Raw genomic sequence first — 15,378 nt, forward strand, 5'->3', positions numbered from 1 at the left:
ATGCAGTCGCTGGAGCTTCTGGTTCTGGTTTCCTTCTCGCTTCTTATCGTGTTTGCGGCTGTGCCCTACATTTGGCAGCTTGCGTCGGCTACAATGGCGCAGTGGGAGGCGCGTCAGTTCGTCACGTTTATGTCGACTTTAGCCGACTCGATGGAGTCTGATTTCGGCATGGCGGGCGTCGTCAGGAGCTACTACATGCCTAGTTTGGTGTTTGGGGCTTTTTCGGTGAGGAGCTACCCGATGTATCTCGTGTGTCAATCCACGGGGGCCGGCGTCACCTTCAACTCCCTATATATCTGGTACAACTCCAGCTATATACTGGGCGGCGCGAAGCCGGTTAGGGGGGAGAGGAGCGTGGCGCCGGCGCCTCTCGGCCAACCCCTGGTCGCCGTCAACGCCACGGGCATGGGCTACGTGTTGTTTACGGGGCCCGTCTACGTGCCGGGCCAGTCCACGGTGCTGTACGTGGTGAACGCCACCGTGTCTCCCCTCAGCGGCTACGCCATAACGTACAGGGTGGTCGGCGTTTCAGACGGCTACAGCAACGACAGGCTGAGGATCGACTGCCCCGGCGGCGTGTTTAAGGTGGGTCTCGTGGGCGGCCCGTCGTATCTGTACAACCTCGGCACGACTGTGGTTGTCGTATCTACCCAGGTGGCCGTGTCATGAGGTCTCTCGAGGCCGTGGTGTTGTTTGGATTTGTCATGGCCGCTTCGGTATTTCTCGCTTTTTACGTCGATATGTTGGCGCAGGCCGCGCTGGATAGGGAGGTGAGGACGTTGGCCGCCTCGACCGAGGGGTTGCTGGTTGGGCAGTTTAGAGATGTCTTGACAGCGGCGTCGTTTTACTACATTAGAAACTTCACATATATGCTGTACGTCCCCACGCAGTTCCCCACGCTGGATGCGTACAACTATACGTCGTTGGTCTACGTCGGGAGAGACGGACTCCTATATATCAACACCACGTTTACCGGATACAGAGGAAACGGCGTAAGCAACGCCTTTGTCTCTGCGGCCGTCGGCAACGTCACGAGCGCCGCCTTGACGGGAGGCGTACGCATATACCTCCAAGGCTCCCTCGGCACTGCGCCGCCTCAGTGCTCTACGCCGTATGGCGTCAACTTAACCATGGTGGGGTGCTCGGCGCTTCTCGCGGGTGGGAGGCAGTACTACACCCTCTGGGTCATAAAGAGGTGACGCCGGCTGCAAAGAGCATGTCCCTCAGCTCCTCCTGGGTTGGCGGCCTTCTGTAGGTGGCGGCGTGGCTGATGATCAAGGCCTTGAGGATCTCCCACTGTTGTGGATCCGCGCTGTATCTCCCGTAGCTCGTCTCCACGTGCCCGCCGGCGTATCTGGCGTAGAAGTTCCCCATCCTCAGCTCGTTTGGCCCAGACCTGAGGCCGGCCCTCTCGGCGTTTTTCAGCGCCTCCGGGGTGGCGTCTTCCCCGAATCTGGCCTTGTCCGCTGGGTTTATGTACGCCACGGCGCCTCTCCGTTTCGTAGTTAAAAGAGTATGTAGTAGTTGGTCCGGCGCCCCCTCCTCGCCACGCCTGCCGAGAGCGGGGCGGCGGGGGCCATGGCTATTAGGTCCCCCAGCTCGTACCTGTAGTATATGCGGGTGGCTCTGCCTCCCCAGGGCACTTCGTACACTCCCGGCGCCACCTCTCGGCCTCTGGCGGGGGCCCAGGTCGTCGCCACCACGAGGCGGGCGGCCCTCTTAGCCTCTTCAAGAACCCTCCGGGCGGCCTCGGGGGGCATGTGGTGCACCACAGCCACTAGGTAGGCGGCGTCGAAGGCGCCGCCTCTGAAGGGGAGCATGGTGGCTTCGCACTCCACGAAGTCTCCGCCTGGGCTGAGCCCCCTGTCGAGGTCGCAGTGCACCACGTAGGGGTGCTCGTGTTCTAGGTACCTCGGCTGCGCGCCGGTGCCCGACCCCACGTCCAACGCCTTTGGCCCAACCGCGGCGAAGTCGGCCACCGGAAGAGGCCTAGCCCTCGTCGCGCCGTACTCCCGGCCTATGGCGAGGTAGGCCTCCCTAGCCCGCCTAGCCCACTCCATACGTAGCAAGCCACACGAGGAGGATGATAGAGTCTGCCGCACTCCTGACCTCTCCAAGATCTTCGTCGTAGTAAAGCACATATAGATCTATGTTGATGTTTAAAAGCTAAGTTCGCTCCTCCGGCGGCGCCACCTCTCGGCGGGGGCGCCCGTGCTCTGGCAGATACAGTAGGCAATCTCCGAAGCGGCCCCGTGGACCTTGTGTTGACGGCGGGAGGCTGACGATGTTAAAGCGCTCTGGCCACCGCGTCTTTTAGCGCCGGCCAGTGCCAGGCGTAGCGTTCGCCGACGCCGAGCGCGGGATCCCTCGGCGGCTTCCCGCCGGCGATGGTCTCCCTTGTCTTCAACAGGGCGTTGTGCCTATACAGTAGCTTCTCTAGGCGTAGTAGCTTCCCGCCGTCTGCTCTGTCGACGGCGTGGTGGAGGAAGTCGGGGTCTTTAACCACCTCGGCAAGGAGGTCGCGTACTTTATACCTCGCCGCCTCGTAGACCAGGGGGTAGACGTCGCCGGCCAACCTATCTACGTACCTCTCCACGTCCCAGCCCACTCTCTTCAAGTCGCCTGCGCATCTTGGGTTTCCTCCGCATGTCCGCCAGAGCGTCTCGAAATCTATAGGCGGGTTGAGGGCGTTGTAGAGCTCTCTAAACTCCTCCCGCGCCAGATTCCAAACCATATACGGATCGGCGTAGCGCTTTGGAGCGATTTCTCTCACCGCCGTGTATTCCGACGTTATGAGGACGACGTTGAGCGTTATGTTTCTGAGTTCTTCGTCCCTCAGGGAGGGGTGTTCCATTAGGTCCATGTAGTATTTGACCCAGCCGACTGGGTCGTCTCTGTAGGCTCGGTGGAATTCGTCTACGATGAGGAGTATGTCTTTGGAGGTCTTTTCTACGAAGTATAGGGCGATGTCCACCGCGGTTCTGGCTAGGAGCTCGCCTACTTCGCCGGCCGCCGCCTTTGCGAATTTTGAAAGCGCCTCCTTCAGCCACTGCACCGCGTTTGTGAAGAGGGCGTTTTCAGCCCTCTTAGCCCTCGCGTTTATGTAGAGAACCACCACGCCGCCGAAGAGCTCCTCCGCCTTCTCCGCGACCTTCTGCGCCAGCGTTGTCTTGCCGCAGCCGAGAGGGCCGTAGAGGAGGAAGGGGTAGGTGTGCTGCACCCCCATAACCTCCCTAAACCACCCAAGCTCCCGGACACGGCCGACGAAGATATCCACGCCTCTCCCCTGTGGCTTGTTTTATATAGGTTTTGTGTAGTGTTTTATCTTTGTCAAGTGTGGCGCGGGGGTGTCGCGTTGTGGTGGGTCTACGGATCTCCCGGCGGCGGTTGCTGGATCTTTTTGGCCCACTCCTTGGTCTTCTGGGCGAGGTGTCGTATGTCTTTTTCGACGTCGCGTAGGTCTGTGTAGCGGCTTGCGACCCCCTCTGGGTCTAGCCCGTTGTATTGGAACTCGTGGAGGTTTATCGCTAAGTCTGTAAGATATACCATCTCCACGCCGTATATGTCTGCTAAGATAGAGGCGACCTCTCTAGCCCCCGTCGTCGGCATATATGCGATGATTATATCAGACTTTTGCCTGGCCTCTCCTGTTTTATCTTTCACAACGCCCCCGAATCTGCTGGCGATTGCCTCTCTGTTTTGCGCCGCGGCGGCCGCCAGAAGCGCCTTCCAGGCCTGCCACGCCTTGCCTGCGGCGTTTCTCACAAGGCCCTGCTCTAGAAACCTAAGGGCGAGCTCCGCCTCTAACACGGCCTCTTCTGTTCTCAACTCGGCGTATTGTTTAACATCGCGCCAAGGCTTTGGAAGCGGCCAGGCGTCGAATGTCACGAGATAGTTTGCAGTTAGGTATTTATGTCTGGTTGGAGCCGTTTCGCAGACGGCGGCGCCGGGCTTGGCCGCGTTGGTTTTTTAATGGTTTGTCATTTGTCTTGTGGAGAAGCCTCTGCGGTTTATTAGGATGGCCAGCGGGGTGCATGTGGTCGCCGTGATGACGCACCCCTTTCCCTGCCCGGGGAGGTGTAGCTTTTGCCCCTCTGCGGCTGGGGTCCCCAAGTCGTATATGCCGGATAGTCCGGTGGTTTTGAGGGCTGGGCGTAGCGGTTTTGACCCCTACCGGCAGGTGGCGGGGCGGGTGAAGGTGTATCTCGACAACGGCCACATGCCCTCTAAGGTGGAGGTGGTGGTCATGGGCGGGACCTTCTCTGCTCTGCCTAGGCGGTACAGGGAGTGGTTCATCGGCAACGTGTTTAAGGCTCTCAACGACTACCCCAGCTGGGCGGCTGGGGCCGACCCCTCGCCTGACCTCGAGCTTGAGCAGCGGCGTAACGAGGGGGCGCGGATCCGGCTGGTGGCTTTGACTGTGGAGACGCGCCCCGACTACGTCGACGTGGAGGAGGTGGACTTCCTCCTTAGGCTTGGGGTGACGCGGGTGGAGCTGGGGGTTCAGTCCATCTACGACGACGTGTTGGCCCGGGTCGATAGAGGACACGGCGTCGCCGAGGTGGTGAGAGCCACGGCTCTTCTGAAGGACTCGGCGTATCGCGAGAGGGCCTCCTCCAACCGCTTTATGTCGGCGCTTATCCTCTCCAGCTTCTGGCTCAACCTCCGCACCTCCCTGGGGAGCTTCCGCGTCTCCACGGCCCTCCCGCCGGCCACGAGGCCGACCTTTACATAGTGGCCGACGTTGTTCACGACCACAAGCGCTCTGGGGTCCACCCGCTGGACTTCGCGGACGAGCACGAGCCCTAGAGACCTCCGTAGGTCGGCCCCTCTCCGTCCCTCTCCACGCCGAGGGACGCGAACTTGAGCTCGCCCCTCTCCAGCTGTCTCTTTATCCACCTCGCCCTGCTTCTCTTTAACAATCGTGAAGGGCGACAAGCCCGGCCAACGTATCTCCACGGTTCCGCCCTCTAGATCAACGACGACTGGGCCTTTCTCCCCCACGCCGAGCGGAAGCGCTTTGAAAGACGGCGCGTAGCGCAGAAACAGCCCGCAGCCGGCGAGACCGCCGAGCCCGCACTTGGCGAGAACCTCCTCGGCCATCTTGAGAGCCGGCTCCCGCCTGTCCAGCGTGAGGAGCCTGCCCAACTCCGGCGCGAGCCCGACCCTCCCCTTCCCCATTGACTCCTTCGACAGCTTCCTTGCGAATTCCTCCGCCGCAAGGCGCATACGCGCCGCGAGGTCGAGGACGTCCGGCCGCTCCTCAACGAGACGCCATGGTATCTCCAACTTCAGCGTTCTGTAGACTTGGCCCGTGGATGCATGTAGTGTGGGGGAGAATAGGTGTTGAGACCCCGTCGTGGGCGGGAAGGGCATCGGTCTTGGGGAAAGCTACCGTTGGGATGTAGAAGCCGTGATCAGCATCCGCCAGGCTACGTTGGCGGTGTATGCCACATCTTCACACCTCCCTCTCCACATGCACAAAAAGCCAGGAACATTCTTTCAACTATTTCGGCTCACCTGCTTAACAGCGGCGCCGTCAGGCAGATGAGCCGAGGGAGTTGAAATTGTGAAGAGGCTGCGTTGGAGGTGTGGGCGGGTTGAAAAACGGGTTTATGGCGGTTATCGCCGTCGGTACGGCGGTTGGCATCTCGAAGGCGTGGGGCTACGTATAACGCCGGCGAGACAAGACGGCCCCGCGGCGGAGACCGCCGGCGCCTGCTACGTACGCGGTTGTAAAACTTTTGGCCTGCCCCCGTCTATCCTCCATAACTAGTGGAGAATTCAGCCCCACCACGTATACGCACATGTACGCATACAGAACGCTGAGGGTGGAAATCCCCTGGCGGTTGGTCGAAAAGCGGCCAGACGTTCTGGATCTAGTGACGCGCATGTATCTGGCCGTGGAAGAATACGCCAGGAGACTGTTGAAGGAGATTGCGGGACAAGAGGAGCCGAAACTGACGGCGGAGGAGCTGGACAGACTCCTCACTCCCGAGAGGCGGGAGCTGGCGCGCCGGATTATCGAAGAGGTGTTTCCCAAGTATGGTCTCAAGAAGTACTTCGTAAAACAAGCTAAGATGTTCTGGCGCGACGCGGCATTTTGGCGGACAGTCCCACTTGACGCCCAGCTTAGAGTTGAAAACGAGAAAGACGTTAGCAGGTCAGTCTTCGTCGACTTAAAGAGCGGCGTCCTCAAAGTGCGGAAGTTAGGCATACCGCCTTTCGCCGTCAAGCTGAAGAAGAGCAACGTCGCCTGGATTAGGCGGAGGTTGGAGGAGGGTGCCAGACTCAAGTTGGCGTTTCTCGGCGTTGAAAAGAGAGGTGGTGAGAAGGAACCGACCTATGGAAGACTCTACGTTGCCCTTGTCTTCGCCCGCGAAGCGGCGCCTGTGGAGCCCAGGGCTATTGTCGTTGTCGACGTGAACCGACTTGACCACGGCGTCGTGGTGGGGCTCGTTGTGGACGGCAAGGTTGTCAAGCGGAAGAGACTCCCCGACGAGGGTGCGGTAAGGGGGCTGAGGAAGCTCCACGAGGAGATAAGCCGTCTCGACGAGCGGGCCGCGAGGGAGGCGGACCCCGTCAGAAGGAGACGTCTCGAAGACAGAGCCCGCCACCTCGCATCAAAGCGGTATAGGAAGATAAGAGGCGTCGTTAAAGACGTCGTAAGCGAGATAATTAAGCTGGCGAGGGAGCATCAAGCCGCCGTCGTGGTAGACACGATAGAGGACGAGAGCTACCGGGAGCTCAAGGAGGGCAACGGGAGCGGCGAAAAGAAGCACCTCCTAGACGGGCTTGGACAGCTTAGGAGGAGGTTACAGGCGCTTACGGAATGGTACGGCCTGCCGTATTTGGAGGAACGGTTGTATTCAACAGTGTGTCCCCGTTGTGGAGCAAAGATGGAGGAGAGAAAGCGCGTAATGCGTTGTCCCTCCTGCGGCTTCTCAGACCACAGAGACAACGTGCCGTTGCTCTGGGCAAAAAGGAGGTACTGGGAGATCCTCCAGAAACAACCCGTTTTTTCCTCCACACTGGCGACCATCACACTTTTAAGCTTGTAACTGTTTCACATTCATGAGCCACGTCCCCGGCCCTGGGGCCCGGCGACTAGGGGGACACCGCCAGTCCCTAATGACCCGGGCCCTCTCGCCCGCGGCCGCCCTCTAGGCGTCTCCGCGGGCGGGCCCCGCGCCCTCCCGGGGAGGCCGGGAGCCGCAAAGGGGGGCTATAAGGTGTGCTACCACCTAATGCCGGGGCTCCCCGGTAGCGACCCGGACCGCGACCTGGAGATGTTTAGGGAGGTTTTTTCAAACCCGGACTTCATGCCCGACTGCGTCAAGATATATCCCACGTACGTCGTCCCCGGGACCAGGCTGTATGAGGAGTGGAGGCGGGGCGTCTATAGGAGCTACGGCGAGGATACGTGGCTGGATCTCCTGGCGAAAATCTACGCCTCCGTGCCGAGGTGGGCCAGGGTTATGAGGCTGGGGAGGGATATACCTCTGCACCACGTCGTCGACGGCCCGAGGTGGGGGAACATGAGGCAGGTGGTGCTTAGGCGGATGGAGCGGCTGGGCCTTAGTTGCTCCGAGATAAGGTGTAGGGAGGTGGGCGTGAAGCTGGCGAATGGGGTCTACGTGGAGCCTGGGCCGGTGGAGATAAGGAGGCACATCTACGAGGCCTCCCGGGGGGTGGAGGTCTTCCTAGAGGCCGTGGGGCCGGACGACACGCTGTATGGGATACTTAGGCTGAGAATGCCGCATAGGCCGCATAGGGGGGAGCTGGCTGGGCGGACTGCCCTGGTGAGGGAGCTACACGTCTACGGCCCGGAGGTGCCTGTGGGAGAGGAGGGCCTCTGGTGGCAACACACGGGGCTGGGGAGAGCCCTCCTGGAGGAGGCCGAGGAGACCGCCGCGCGGGAGTTTTCCGCGGCGAGGATCGCCGTGATCAGCGGCGTGGGGGCCAGGCCCTACTTCGGGAAGCTCGGCTACGGGAGGTGCGGCCCCTACATGTGTAAAGAGCTTAGGTAGCTCCCGCGGCCTTTTGACGTTTATTAATCCATAACGCGCCTATGTCGATGGATTTGTCTACTGCGAGGTCGCGGGGCCTTGAGTTGGCCGGCAAACTGCCCTGGCAGGAGGTGGCGGATTCGCCCACCATTAGGTACTACACCGACTGGTCCAGGTTCGAGGGGTTTAAGCCGTCTGCCGGGACGAGGCCGCGGCCCGCCTCCCCGGCCCCCTGCGAGGTTGTGGTGTCGGGGGGCTACCTCGCGGGGCGGGGGCCCTGCGGCGGGGTGGAGGTGGATGCGGCTGGCGAGGTCTTTAGGAGGCTTGACATCGGCAGTAGGATCCTGGCGCTTCACGCCTCTGCCCTTTCCGAGGCCGTGCGGGTGAGGGTGGCGGGGAGGGTGGAGCCGTTGGTGGTTAAGCTCGTGGCGGATTCCCCGGGGAGCCACGTGGCGAGCCACGTCATCCTGGAGGTGGAGGAGTCGGCGTCTGGGTCGGTGGTGGTCTACGTCGAGGGCAACGTGGGGACCATGCACACGGCCGTGGTGGAGGGGGAGGTCAGGGGGGCCGTCGAGTACGTCCTCGTGTCGAGGGGGGGCGGGCCTCAGTACGTCCACTCGGCGCTTGCGGTGGGGTCGCAGGTCTACGCGAGGCCTCTGGTGCTCGGGGGCGTCATGAACGCCGTGAGGGAGGAGTACGTGGTGGCGGCTGGGGCCTCGGCCGAGGTTGTAGGTATGGAGCTGGGCTACGGCGAGAGCAGGATAGACCACGTGGTTTCCGTCGTAAACGACGCGCCGAAGGGGAGGGGCTTCGCCAGGCTCTACGCCGTTGCGGCAGACAGATCGTTCGTGGCGCAGCGCGCCGTTGGGAGGATCACGCCTAGGGGGGCCGGAAGCGAGAGCGCGGTGGAGGGGGTGGTGTATATAGCTGGGGAGGGCGCCGTGGCCAACTCCCAGCCGGTTATCCTGGTGGAGACCGGCGACGTGGAGGGGGCTAGGCACTCCGCCGCAGACGCCGCGTTGGACGAGGAGAAGGAGTTCTTCCTCAGATCGCGCGGGGTGAGGAGGGAGCACATCCCGAGGCTCATCATGGCGAGCTTGGTCGACCAGTACCTGTCTTCTCTGTCTGAGGGGGCGAGGGGCTTCGCGGAGGCCGTCGTGAGGTCGGCCGGGCTCCTCTAGCCGATCCACTCGGCGGAGCTGGGGCTGAAGAAGTTGGGTATTGTGGGATCCACGTCGGGCGGCTTGAGGAGGTGGCGCCACTCGCCGGGTCGGGGGAGGAGAGCCCTCCGCGGAGCTGTGTCGTAGAGCCAGCGGATCGGGGCGCTGTGGAAGACGGCGCCGCACCGTCTGCACCTCCAGCCTCTGCCTCTCCCCAGGCTCTCTAGCGATCCCCCGCAGTAGGTGCAGCGGCTCCTTGCCGGGATGTACCTGCCCAGCACGTAGGCCCTCTCCACGTATAGGTAGAGGCCTCCCCTCCTGGGCTTCAGCCCTCCGTAGAGAACCACGTCGCACCGGAGGCACCTCTCCAGCTCCGAGGCGAGCCGCCCCAAGTGTCTGTAGGCCACGAAGCGGAGGCCGCTGTCTAGCCTCCCCACTAGGTGCCGCCCGGCTACCCTCCGCGCCTCCACCACCAGCCCCCTGGCTCTGTAGAAGGAGTAGGGGAGGGGGTCGCCGTAGAAGACCCCGAGCTCTATGTGGGCGTCCGTGGCTTGGTTTGTCCTATATATGACCCAGCCGGCGGGTCTGTAGCCCCACGCCTCGAGGAGAGATAGGGCGTATCTGAGGTGTTGTGGGGTGAGCCCCCTAATGCCGTAGTAGACCGGGTCAGGCCCCCTGGGCTCTATCAGCACCCGCCGCCTGTCTACGTTGTGGAAGGTGTAGGGATACGTCAGAGCTTCCAGAAGCCTCACGAGGTCGGGCGGGATGGCCTCCCTGTCGCCCCGCCTATAGGCGATGAGCTCGAAGGTGGACTTGGGGAAGTAGGCGCCGACGGCGGCCACCGCCCCGATCTTCCCCCGTCCGCCCCATGTGAGGACCCCCGCCCTTTCCGCCGCGCTTATGCTCACTACCTGCGTCAGCGCCATGCGGTACAGCGTTTTGGCCCTCTCGGGCACGCCGCCGGCGGCCATGGCCACACCTGGGTCCGTCTTCCCCTCCCGCCTTGAGTGGGCCGCCACCGTCTCCACCGCAAGCCTCCAGAGCTCCTCCACGTCGCCCTCCGGTATCTCCAGATCCAGCGCCACGGCGGCGTTGCCCCTCGTCTTAAAGGGCACGTTTGGGTTAAGCCTCACGAGACGCGGGAAGTCTCTGAAGGCGCCTGCCCCCCACCGCCTCAGCACCTCCTTCGCCAACAGGTAGCCGACGTACGTCGTGCATCCCCCCCTGTGGCTGTCCGTGTCGTCGATTCCGACGACGACCCTCATCTATACGGGGCGTACCACCCGCCCCTCAGCGTGGGTCGCACAGCGCTTGAGGTGCCGCCGACCCACCTAGCCCCCCTAGCTACGGCCTCTGCGACGAGGCGGAGGTCCAGGGGGAGGGAGGGGCCGTAGTGGGCCAGGGTGTCGTTGGGGGTGACCACGTGGGGCTTGCCGCCTAGGAACTGCGTCTCCTTCTCGTAGTAGTTCTTCCCCCTGGCCTCGTAGACGACGAAGTGGGCCCGGCTGAGCGCCTCCTGGGGCGGCGACTCGCTGTGTTTAAACACGCAGGGGAACCCCCTCACGTACCTCAGCCCCACCCGCGTCAGCGCGTCTGCGACGTAGGAGTTGGAGCACGCCAGGTCGTAGACGCCGAGGTTTATGACCGCCACCACCTCGTCGTAGAGGGGGGCGCCCCTCAGCAGATCGCGGTATATGCCGGCTATTCTATCCCCCTCCTCGTCTCTGTCGAAAACCCTGGCGAAGAACCTGAAGACCGCCACGGCGTGGTCTACGCTGGTCGGCGTAGGGACGGCGACAACGGCCTTCGACGCGTTGGCCACGGCGTCGAGGAGGTGCCTCTGCACTGGGTAGTACAATATGGCGAGATCCGGCCGTAACTTGGAGAGAGCCTCCCGGTCGACATCGACGAAGGTGCCGACGATGGGCACAGACATGAGCTCCGCAGGCCTGTAGGAAAAGGCGTCCCGGCCCGCCAGCTCCACGCCGAGGAGAGCCAGAAACTCGTTGACCGAGGGGTTAAGGCTCACCACCCGCCGCGGCACCCCGTCTAAAACGCCAACCGTTATCACAGGCGGATCCGGCCCCCCATATTAAACCTTTGTGTAGGGGGGCGCCGCATACCCCCGCTTCTGTCGGGGTATCGATCTAGCCCCCTACCCGGGCCTCGCCGCGGCCTCACAGGCCCTGCTTGGGGGCCGCAGCGCCGGCTGGTTTTTACCCCCGCCTTGCGGCGGCCCGCCGGCGCCCTCCGCGGGCGGTGCGGGAGGTTCCAGAGGGGCCCCGTCTCCGGGAGCCCCCCCGTCCCCTCGGCGCCCCCGTATCAACTACGGCGGAGAATATAAGCCTATCCCTTCCAGAGACCCAGCGCGAGCCCCAGGAGGAAGGCCAGCGAGGAGTAGGGGACGGCGTCTTTCACCTTCGTGGCGTAGTAGACGGCGTCTTTGGCGGCGTAGCCCAACTGCTGTAGAATAGCCGTGACCTGTTGCGGCGAGATGTAGCCCAACGCCGCTAGGGCGACGAAGAGCGCCAGTAGGGCCACCGCGGCTGATAGTAGCCTCTTGGCTAAAACGCCGACTAGGAACCCCACTATGAAGGGCCCCAGCAACGCCAGCACTTCCCCGAGCACGTATACACAGCCCTACCGGTTTTTAAAGGTTAAGGCTTATAAAGCTCATACGGCGGGCCCCCCGTGGTTTTCCGTTGCGAGCCGGGCTGCGCCTTGTGTTGTAAGGCTAGCCCAGTGACGGTCCTGCCGCATGAGGTCTACATACTCCAGCGGCTAGCCGCCGAGCTTGGGGCCGCCGCGGTTTTTACGCCGGCCTATAAGGTGGCTGATGTAAAATCGGGGCTGAGGGTGGCCTTGAGCTACCTCATGCACCTAGACGAGGAGGGGAAGTGCCCGTTTCTCGAGGGGACGAGGTGCCTCGTCCACGACAGATACAAGCCGCTTACCTGTAGATCTTTCCCATATCTGCCCAAGGTGATAAAGTACGACATCGACCCCGCCGCCAGGGAGGTGCGGATAGACGTGAGGTTCGTCATGTCTACGCTCTGTCCCGTGGTTAGGCGCGACCTAAGCCCCGCCGACGTTGCCAAGATGTCGAGCATAGGCCTGGCGGTGAAGTACGCCCCCAAGGAGACCGAGGTGGCCGTGAAGACGCTGGAGAAGAGGTACTTCTACGCCAGAGTACTCTCCGAGCTGTGGAAGAGGGGGCTCGTGGAGCTCGACGAGGAGGGGAAGTACCCCTTCTTCCCCGTGGTTAACGGCTTCGCCTTCATCAGGAGGTTCTACCCGGAGCTGACCCTGGAGAAGCTCCTCTAGAGTAGCCTATCTGCGACTAGTTTCTCGAAATCTACCACCGTCCTCCCCCCGGACTCCACCCTCTGAAGCGCGGGGGGGTTGGCTCGGTATGTGGGGTCATACGTCGCCTCGTACCTCTCCTCGAAGGTTGGGACAAGCTCGTTTTTGTAAAACACGCCAAGGGGTATCTTGTCGACCTCCACTATCTTGTCCAGCGCCCTCCTGATCTTTTCGCCGGCTTCCTCCTCCCGTCTAACCACGGGGTCCCAGCTCGGATCCTCGTCGAGCTTGTATATCCTTTCCTCATACCAGTCCCTAGTCATCACGTTGTTGTACGTCACGCAGGGGCTTAGGATCTGGAGGAACGCGGACCCCCTGTGTTTAATCGCCTCAGCGATGAGCCGGGAGGTGTGTCTTACGTCGAAGGCGTACCCCCTCGCCACGAAGGTGAAGCCGGAGGCTATGGCCAACAGCAGCGGGTTGACGCCGCTTTGGGGGTTGGCCTTGGGCACAGCCTTGAGTTTAACCCCCGCCGCAAGGGTCGGGCCCGCCTGCCCCCTTGTGAGGCCATACACCGAGTTGTCCATGAGGATGACGGCCATATCGACGTTCCTCCTCCCGAGGTGGAGCAGGTGGTTTCCCCCGATGGCCACCAGATCGCCGTCTCCCCCCACGACGATGACCTCGAGGGCTGGGTTCGCCAGCTTTATCCCCAGCGCGTAGGGGATGGCCCTCCCGTGTATCGTGTGGACGCTGGTGGCGCGGACGTAGTGGGGTAGGCGGGAGGAGCACCCTATGCCAGAGACCAACACCACCCGGGCCGGGTCGAGGTCGAGCTCCGCGAAGGCGTTGTAAACGGCTTGGAGCACGCCGAAGTGGCCACAGCCGGGGCACCACTCGGGGGCTCTAGGCCATCTGTAGTCGGCAGGGGTCCTCGTCATAGGTCAGACTCGATCACGACCCTCCGCCTCCCCTCCTTGAACCTCTTGTAGGCCTCCACCACGTCATCGGCCGTCACAGGCCTGCCGTTGAACTTCACCGCCACAGCCGCCGGCTCCAAGCCGGTGAACATCCTCGTCACCAGGGCGAGTTGCGCCATGTAGTTGTTCTCTATAAACAGGGCGCTTCTCCCCTCTAGAAACCTCCTCACGACGTCGCGGGGGTAGGGGTACAGCATTTTCACGTATAGAAACCCCACGTCTTTGAGCTCCCTCAACGCGGTGAGGACAGCCGGCTTCACGGATCCCCACCCCACCACCACATCTCTGGCATCTTCCGGGCCGAAGTAGACGGCCCTCTCCTCGGGCGGTATCTCCTCCTCGATAAGCGCCATCTTGGCCATCCTCCTTTCGTACATCTTCGCCACAGCTTCGGCGTCTTCTTCGGGATCGCCCGCGGCGTCGTGCTCCAGGCTGCTCAGGTGGAACACGGCGTTGGAGATGCCGGGCAGTAGCCGAGGCGGCACCGTCTTGTCCAGCGGGTAGGCCTCGGCCTCGCTCGGCGCCGTGTAGACGGCGGGAGGCGGCCTTTCTATCTTAACCGCGTCGGGGTTGGGCAGAGGCATCACGGCGAAGGTGTTAGACAGGTTTTTGTCGAGGAGGTGCACTACGGGCACCCTGTAGCGCTCCGCCCAGTTCGCCGCCCTAATGCTGTCTAGAAACGCCTCCTCCAGATCCCCGCTGGAGTACACGATCTTTGGATACTCCCCGTGCCCCGTGAAGAGGGCGTAGAGCAGATCCTGCTGACCCTGCCTCGTGGCTTGCCCCGTGCTAGGCCCAGCCCTCATCCACACCACCACCACGACCCCCACCTCCATCATCCCCGCCATAGACACGGCCTCGGCCATCAAGCTGAAGCCGGGGCCCGAGGTCACAGTCGCCGCCCTAGCGCCGGCAATGGCGCCGCCGGTTGCGACGGCGACGGCGGCGAGCTCGTCCTCTGTCTGCAACACCACGGCTCCAGCCCGCCCATCCGCCACTGGGAAGGGGATAGACCTCTCGAAGGTCATGGCGTCGTCGGTGGCGGGGGTGATGGGGTAGTAGGCCAGCAGCCTCACGCCGGCCACTATCTTCCCGTAGCTCGCGGCCTCGTTGCCGTTCCAGAAGATCCTCCTCTCCGGCGGTCTCCTCGGGGCTAACGTAGCGATGCGTCTATCCACAAGCCGCATGGCCTCCTGGGCAATCCGCTTGTTCTGCTCCACGACGTCCGGCTTCTTGCCCAAGGCGTAGCCGACGCCTCTGGCGACATATTCGGCGTCGAGGCCCAGGAGGGCCGCGCCGAGGGCTACGACGAAGGTGTTTAGAAACCTCGAGAGCAGAACAGGCGAAGTCACGCCTATCTTTCCCCCGATTTCTCTCAGCGCTTTGCCGTAAGGGACGCCCACCGTCTCCACGCCGTTTTCCCTTAGGTACTTGACGAAGCCGCCTACCGTCGGCTCGAAGCCGCGGTCTTTTGCAAATCTCGCCAGCCTCTCCGCCTGCGGCCTAGCCATCATTATGTAGCTCCCCGGATCCCTCTCCTCCTCCTCCGTGTTGTAGACGAGGACGGCCCCCCTCTCTAGGTGGAAGACGTGTTCCAACACCGCCTGGCCGTCGAGGGCGAGGGCAAGCGCTACGCGGTTGCCGGGGGCGGGGGCGGGCCACCGGTCCGATATCGTCCCAACGACGTAGCTGTGGCGGCCCCCCGCTATGTTGCTCCAGAACTCCCTCCTGGCGTATACGTAGTAGCCCGCGGACCCCACGCCATATATGAAAATGAGGGAGGCGGTCTCGACGCCCCTCCCCTGAGGCCCCCCAATGAGAAAACTCAGCTCCATATATCTCTATACCCGACATGGTCTATATATATTTTTCCTTTTACAACTATAGAAATGATGATGTGATAACTTTATGTGATTTTAACTTCTG

15 protein-coding genes and 2 pseudogenes are annotated in these 15,378 nt (G+C 62.4%); 7 read left to right on the forward strand and 10 right to left on the reverse strand.

What is annotated here, in order from left to right:
* Both TNEU_RS00580 and TNEU_RS00585 read left to right on the forward strand, forming a co-directional pair.
* Complete coding sequence (locus TNEU_RS00580) at positions 1-669, forward strand: hypothetical protein (RefSeq protein ID WP_012349495.1); 669 nt, start codon at positions 1-3, stop codon at positions 667-669.
* A complete protein-coding gene (locus tag TNEU_RS00585; RefSeq protein WP_012349496.1) occupies positions 666-1,199 on the forward strand; it encodes a hypothetical protein in 534 nt (177 codons plus the stop codon). Before TNEU_RS00580 ends, TNEU_RS00585 begins: the two co-directional genes overlap by 4 nt.
* Here TNEU_RS00585 and TNEU_RS00590 read toward each other — a convergent pair.
* The 4 genes from TNEU_RS00590 to TNEU_RS00605 all read right to left on the reverse strand — a co-directional run bounded on the left by TNEU_RS00590 (position 1,186) and on the right by TNEU_RS00605 (position 3,888).
* Positions 1,186-1,485, reverse strand: coding sequence for a hypothetical protein (locus TNEU_RS00590; protein WP_012349497.1), 300 nt, complete (start codon positions 1,483-1,485; stop codon positions 1,186-1,188). The two genes, TNEU_RS00585 and TNEU_RS00590, sit on opposite strands and share 14 nt — an antisense overlap.
* A gap of 20 nt (positions 1,486-1,505) precedes the next feature.
* The gene (locus tag TNEU_RS00595) at positions 1,506-2,060 is read right to left on the reverse strand and encodes a class I SAM-dependent methyltransferase (protein ID WP_012349498.1); all 555 of its coding nucleotides are present in this window, start codon (positions 2,058-2,060) and stop codon (positions 1,506-1,508) included.
* A 227-nt stretch (positions 2,061-2,287) separates the two neighbouring features.
* Positions 2,288-3,277 carry an ATP-binding protein gene (locus TNEU_RS00600; RefSeq protein ID WP_012349499.1) on the reverse strand — a complete coding sequence of 330 codons (990 nt, stop codon included), beginning with the start codon at positions 3,275-3,277 and terminating at the stop codon, positions 2,288-2,290.
* Between the two features lie 89 nt (positions 3,278-3,366).
* A complete protein-coding gene (locus tag TNEU_RS00605) occupies positions 3,367-3,888 on the reverse strand; it encodes a PaREP1 family protein (protein ID WP_012349500.1) in 522 nt (173 codons plus the stop codon).
* A gap of 130 nt (positions 3,889-4,018) precedes the next feature.
* On the opposite strand from TNEU_RS00605, the pseudogene TNEU_RS00610 reads away from it, so the two are divergent.
* Positions 4,019-4,603, forward strand: a pseudogene (locus TNEU_RS00610) (elongator complex protein 3); the annotation flags it as partial.
* Here the strand turns inward: TNEU_RS00610 and TNEU_RS00615 are convergent.
* On the reverse strand, positions 4,513-5,376 hold the full coding sequence (locus TNEU_RS00615) for a hypothetical protein (RefSeq protein ID WP_012349501.1): 864 nt from the start codon (positions 5,374-5,376) through the stop codon (positions 4,513-4,515). The pseudogene TNEU_RS00610 and the gene TNEU_RS00615 overlap by 91 nt on opposite strands.
* 431 nt (positions 5,377-5,807) lie before the next feature.
* Between TNEU_RS00615 and TNEU_RS00620 the strand changes: the two genes are divergently transcribed.
* From TNEU_RS00620 to TNEU_RS00630, 3 genes and pseudogenes are all read left to right on the forward strand, one after another.
* Complete coding sequence (locus TNEU_RS00620) at positions 5,808-7,061, forward strand: zinc ribbon domain-containing protein (protein WP_012349502.1); 1,254 nt, start codon at positions 5,808-5,810, stop codon at positions 7,059-7,061.
* Positions 7,062-7,226: 165 nt separating this feature from the next.
* Positions 7,227-8,030, forward strand: a pseudogene (locus TNEU_RS00625) (elongator complex protein 3); the annotation flags it as partial.
* A 47-nt stretch (positions 8,031-8,077) separates the two neighbouring features.
* Positions 8,078-9,190 (forward strand): SufB/SufD family protein, encoded by a 1,113-nt coding sequence (locus TNEU_RS00630; RefSeq protein ID WP_148682255.1) that lies wholly within the window; start codon positions 8,078-8,080, stop codon positions 9,188-9,190.
* On the opposite strand, the gene TNEU_RS00635 is transcribed toward TNEU_RS00630, so the two are convergent.
* The 3 genes from TNEU_RS00635 to TNEU_RS00645 all read right to left on the reverse strand — a co-directional run bounded on the left by TNEU_RS00635 (position 9,187) and on the right by TNEU_RS00645 (position 11,797).
* Positions 9,187-10,434 (reverse strand): tRNA(Ile)(2)-agmatinylcytidine synthase, encoded by a 1,248-nt coding sequence (locus tag TNEU_RS00635; protein ID WP_012349504.1) that lies wholly within the window; start codon positions 10,432-10,434, stop codon positions 9,187-9,189. The two genes, TNEU_RS00630 and TNEU_RS00635, sit on opposite strands and share 4 nt — an antisense overlap.
* Positions 10,431-11,240: a TroA family protein gene (locus TNEU_RS00640; protein WP_012349505.1), complete on the reverse strand. Its 810-nt coding sequence runs from the start codon at positions 11,238-11,240 to the stop codon at positions 10,431-10,433. Before TNEU_RS00640 ends, TNEU_RS00635 begins: the two co-directional genes overlap by 4 nt.
* Before the next feature lie 275 nt (positions 11,241-11,515).
* On the reverse strand, positions 11,516-11,797 hold the full coding sequence (locus TNEU_RS00645; protein WP_012349506.1) for a hypothetical protein: 282 nt from the start codon (positions 11,795-11,797) through the stop codon (positions 11,516-11,518).
* Positions 11,798-11,860: 63 nt separating this feature from the next.
* On the opposite strand from TNEU_RS00645, the gene TNEU_RS00650 reads away from it, so the two are divergent.
* On the forward strand, positions 11,861-12,493 hold the full coding sequence (locus TNEU_RS00650; protein ID WP_012349507.1) for a YkgJ family cysteine cluster protein: 633 nt from the start codon (positions 11,861-11,863) through the stop codon (positions 12,491-12,493).
* Here TNEU_RS00650 and TNEU_RS00655 read toward each other — a convergent pair.
* Both TNEU_RS00655 and TNEU_RS00660 read right to left on the reverse strand, forming a co-directional pair.
* Entirely contained in the window at positions 12,490-13,413 is a 924-nt protein-coding gene (locus tag TNEU_RS00655; protein ID WP_012349508.1) for a 2-oxoacid:ferredoxin oxidoreductase subunit beta, read from the reverse strand. The genes TNEU_RS00650 and TNEU_RS00655 overlap by 4 nt on opposite strands.
* Positions 13,410-15,287, reverse strand: a complete 1,878-nt coding sequence (locus tag TNEU_RS00660) for a 2-oxoacid:acceptor oxidoreductase family protein (protein ID WP_012349509.1) — start codon at positions 15,285-15,287, stop codon at positions 13,410-13,412. Before TNEU_RS00660 ends, TNEU_RS00655 begins: the two co-directional genes overlap by 4 nt.
* Positions 15,288-15,378: the final 91 nt, after the last annotated feature.

The organism is Pyrobaculum neutrophilum V24Sta, assembly GCF_000019805.1.
In the GTDB taxonomy this organism is placed as follows: domain Archaea; phylum Thermoproteota; class Thermoprotei; order Thermoproteales; family Thermoproteaceae; genus Pyrobaculum; species Pyrobaculum neutrophilum.